Source organism: Bartonella sp. P12B (assembly GCF_055796185.1).
The window spans coordinates 1-4,071 of record NZ_JBTTDI010000034.1; the positions used below are offsets into that span (position 1 = coordinate 1).

The following is a 4,071-nucleotide window of genomic DNA, read 5'->3' on the forward strand; positions in this document are numbered from 1 at the left end:
TTCGATTATTGTGAGTTTTTTTTCTCTTGTGAGATAATCACCAATATCACGAAAATATATTTTACCACGCTGTTTGGATTCTGAATTTTTTACGAGAATAGAGAGGGCAATAGGTGCGCGTGATCCAGAACCAAAAATCTTCCCACCTTCTTTTCGAGAAAGCTCTCCAGAAGTGCGTTGATTGCCGCGCAAATGGAAAATATAAAGGCTGCTAAATTCCTCAACAAGGCATTTCCGTAAGCCATCCATAGAATTTACATCTATAAAACCGGCATTTGTGACAAAACCAATAACACCACGATCTTTTATACGGTCACTTGCCCAGCGGATGGCACGAATATAACTATCATAAAGTGCTTGCATATTGATTGATGCAGATTGCGCAGCATAGGTTTCACTGATACGTTTATCTAAGAGTGGATAGGGGGTATTTTTTGCGTTGTCATTAGCACTTTTTTGTCTCAAAGAATAAGGGGGATTACCCATAATAACTTCGATATTTAGATTTTTCTGAAGTTCCAAATATGCACTGTTTTCCTCTAATAAACCTTTCATCAGATCTTGTTTTTCAACCATTTGAAACGTATCGGTTAAACCAATATGCTTAAAGGGAATATAATCTCCTTTCATAAGACCATGATAGGTTGCTTCAATGTTAATCGCTGCTATGTAATAAGCGAGTAAGACAATCTCATTGGCATGGATATCATGACGGAACTTATATTCCATATCCTCTGGTTTAATGAGATCAGATTGCAAAAGCCGTGTGATAAAGGTACCGGTACCCGTAAAAGGGTCAAGGATAGAGACACCACGGGAGCTTAAACTCTTGCCAAATTCTTTTCGCAAAACATCATCAACAGAGTGAATAATAAAATCGACAACCTCAACAGGGGTATAAACAATGCCTAATTTTTCTACCGTACGCGGAAATGCTTTGGCAAAAAAACTTTCATAAAGAGTGATGATGAGATTTTGCCTTGCTTGCGGGGTAGTGATGCCAGAGGCACGTAATTTGACACTGTCATAGAACTCTTTAAGATCTGTTGACTCCTCTTCAATGTTGGACTTGTCCAACTCAGCTAAGATCTTTTCCATCGCTTGTGAGATGGTATTGTTTTGAACAAATTGATTGCCATCAAATAAAGCTTCAAAAACAGGACGCGTCACAAGATGTTGCGCTAACATTTCAACAGCTTCTTCTTGTTTGATATCACTGTTTAAGTTGTTCTTTAATTCCTCATGAAACGCATGAAAGGCGTGATAAGCTTCGCTTGTTTTATGAGAAAGCATATTTTGCAGGCGATTGATATGATTTCGTGCAATCTCAGCAACATTGCCAGCCCAGTTTCCCCAATAATCGGTGATGGCAAATTTCTTAGCAAGAAGTGTTCTAAGGGCATTGGGAAACTCAATAAAAAAGGGTAATTTTCCTTGTACTTCACTGCTTTGAGAAGGCTCATAAGCAGGTGTTCCAATTTTCAGTCCCGTACTTTCTGGTTTTTCATAGATTGAGAGTTTATCCTCAACCGCAGTCATACTGTCTAAAGCGATAATCTCTAGGGTATGACTTACATCTTGTCCTAAAATCATCTGGTTAAGGGTTATCTCAAAATTCTCATCATGGGCAAGTAAAGCATTGATTACTTGCCAGACAACCTTATATTTCTTATTGTGTCTTAAAGCCTGTTCAGCAGGAATTCCAGCAGGAACCCCAACCGGTAAAATGATATAGCCTCTTTTTTTCCCCTTGGCACGGCGCATGATACGTCCCACCGCCTGTATCACATCCACATGACTTTTGCGCGGGTGGAGAAACATCACCGCATCAAGAGCAGGCACATCCACACCTTCTGAGAGACAACGAACATTGGTTAACACACGGCAGGTATTTTCCCCTGCATCTTCTTTTAACCAATCAAGTTTTTTTGTACGTTCTTTAGCACTACAAGTTCCATCAATATGCTCAAATCTACAGTGAAGAGCAGGAGCCTTTTTATGACTTTCATAAAGAGTACGTAATTCATCTTGAATTGTATCAGAATTGAATCTTTTACAGATGCGTTTAGAAGTCTCAATATCTCTACAAAAAGCCAACGCCCTCCGCATGGGATTGGGATCATCATTCAGATCAAGTTTTAGATCTATTTTACTCAGGGCTTGATAACACCCTATGATCTTGGTCGTATCATCAAGAATAAGTTCATAATTGTCATCGGTAATAAGATGTTGAATGGCTTTACTTACCTGCTCTTCATTCACACCCAAGACAATAATCTTATAAGGTGCTAATAATTCATTTTTTACGGCTTTTGAGAAGGTATAAGTATAAAGGGTTTTTCCATAGAGATCTTCATCATCCATAGAAGCTAGAACAGCATTAATCTCATTGGCTTGTTTCTTGGCATTATCAGCAAAGATCTTCGGTGTTGCTGTCATGTACAGGCGTTTTTTGCCCTGAACAATGCTGTTATCATGAACCTTAACAAACTTTGATTCACTGTCGTCTGTTCCTAATGATACGCCAGTGGTACGGTGCGCTTCATCACAAATGATCAGATCAAATTCAGGTAACGCATATTTCCTTTGTGCATCGGCAATCACTTGGATCGAATGGTAAGTTGAAAACACCACAGTCATCACATCAGGAGAAGTTTTATTGGCTTTGCTAGCAAGTTCTCGCGGATCTGTTGTAGCAGGCAATGCAAGATCTGAGACATCCAGTTCAGCAACATCCTCTTGGTTTTTACGATGCTTGCCAACTTGTGTATCGGAACACACCGCAAAGGACCGCAAGGGTATCTCTGTATCACTTGTCCATTCTCTGATCGTTTGTGACATAAGAGCAAGAGAAGGGACCAAAAACAAAACACGCTTACCTGTTCCTGCTATTTGTTCTGCTATCTTAAGACTGGTGAAAGTTTTACCTGTTCCACAAGCCATAATCAGCTTGCCACGGTCTGCTTCTTTTAAACCCTCACAAACAGCTTCTAGAGCTTCTATCTGATGATCTAAAAGCTTTTTCTTTTTTTGTTCTTTAAGGACAATATCTCCTTTTGCCTCAAAAGTACTCCAATCGATTTGGCTGTTTTCGAGATCAAACAGATTAATCCGTTGAATCGGGACGTCTTGTCCTTTACAGGTAAGATCGGCATTGTTACTCCAGTTACTTTCCGTGCTATCAATAAGGATACGACGGGTAAATGGGGCTTTCCCAGAGGCAGCAATAAAGCTATCAATATCTTCTTTTTTAATCTGATGATTTGCACTATAAAATTTACATTGAATAGCAGCATATCCCTCTTCATCACGGATCTTAGCGACCAGATCAATGCCGATATCAGTACCATCCCAATCATGTTCGCGTGCCCAATCGTAATAGGTTTGAACCTTTTCGTATTCTTGGCATTGCAGCGGATCATGGGTTAAGTAGGCAATAACAAACTTTTCAAAAGAAGTTCCTCTATCGCGGGCACCTCCTGTATGATCGCGGTAAGATTGCAACAGAGAGCGTAATGTTAGTGGTTTGGTATGAGATTGAAGCATTTATAATAAAACCCCACCGCTTTACAAGCGTTAATCTATCGGTGTCAAAGAATTTTCAATAGAATTTGCTAGATCTGTTTAGAACAAATAGCAAGAGTAAAGTAGGAAAAGAGTATTAAAGATCCACAAACTGCTTCAAAAAAATTTTACAAGATGCAATTACAAACAGCCTATAAACAGCAAAGTGGTGAAATTTACTATTCGTTTTTGTGTTAATCAAACCAAATTCGAACCGTGTTTTAATAGGTCAAAATGAATAGTTTGAAGTGTTTTATGATCACAAAATATCATCACAAAAATCATAAATGCTGTCAGTTAAATTTTTAGACAGATACTGACAGGTTTTAATCAACTTATCTCATTAATTGTCTATATAAATCATCTTATTAGCACTGATTATTTCTCAAAACACACTAACATATTGAAATATAATGTTTTTTACTTTTATCGAAAAGTTTTTTTAAAAATGAGGGGGTAAATCAACCGACAACGACCGACAAGAATATGACCTGAGTTATGACTATC

At 38.4% G+C, this 4,071-nt stretch carries 1 protein-coding gene; it reads right to left on the minus strand.

Going from position 1 to position 4,071, the window contains the following annotated elements; genetic code table 11:
• Positions 1-3,546, minus strand: a 3,546-nt coding sequence (locus tag AC0QT1_RS08325; protein WP_473202098.1) for a restriction endonuclease, incomplete at its 3' end; no start/stop codon positions are given.
• Between the last annotated feature and the right edge of the window lie 525 nt (positions 3,547-4,071).